The 826-nt window shown below is 43.3% G+C and carries 1 protein-coding gene; it reads right to left on the bottom strand.

All coding sequences use genetic code 11. The features are described from left to right. Positions 1-65: 65 nt before the first annotated feature. Positions 66-826: antA/AntB antirepressor family protein (locus tag Xhom_RS25105; protein WP_338063754.1), on the bottom strand; the 761-nt coding region annotated here is incomplete at its 5' end.

The following is an 826-nucleotide window of genomic DNA, read 5'->3' as shown; positions in this document are numbered from 1 at the left end:
CCTTAATCTCAAGGAGTCACCAGAAATAATACTCTCGCTTAAACCGATAGAATGGCTTCCGTGTATCATTGCTTCGATTCCATGCGCTGCGCTAACCAACGTTGAGCCAGTTCCGTTAATTGGGCTTTCCGTGTTTCTGTTGGAGTGTCTAAATCAAGAAATGCACAGTTACGTGACTCCAAGTAAGCCAGTAGCTGTAACTGATCTACCGTCATGTTGTCTCTGACTTCTTTAGATTTAATGCCCTTATTTTTAGCCCATCTGACAGGATCTATACCCAGCACTAATTTATTGATAAACCGGGATTCATTGCTGTAAGCAAAGCCCTTTTGATTGTCTCCGGTGCGCTCAATATATCCTTTCATCGCATCAGCCATGCTTTTATGATCTTCACAGGCAGCGACACGATTTTTACGCCAGTTCACCAGTGCGGCTTGGTGTTCCTCTGGTGCAACACGGCGCAGACGTTTTTCACAGTCGATAAAGTACTGGCGAGCCTCTTTACCTTCTTCGGTGCGTTCCACCATAGAAAGCTCTTTCGCCATATCAGAGCTAACACGGTATTCAGTTCGTGGACGACCTTTTTTGGAATTTTCCAAATAAGTCTCATAGTCCTCATTTTCAATAAAACCGTATTGCTCAATGCGCTGTTTAATCCAGTTAGCGAACAACTCTTTGTTACCAAGAAACTTATGCAAATTTCGGGCATCAGTGACCATTGCTGCTTTCCCGTTAATAGTTCCCATAGTTAACGGGATCATTTCGGCATAATTCTTTTTTCGGCTCTCTTTGTGCTGAACCAAAATAGGCTCTTGGTTGTTTTCAG

It is taken from the genome of Xenorhabdus hominickii (assembly GCF_002632725.1).
Taxonomy (GTDB): Bacteria; Pseudomonadota; Gammaproteobacteria; order Enterobacterales; family Enterobacteriaceae; genus Xenorhabdus; species Xenorhabdus hominickii.
The sequence above is the reverse complement of the archived record's forward strand: the minus strand, read 5'-3'. Positions and strand labels throughout refer to the sequence as shown.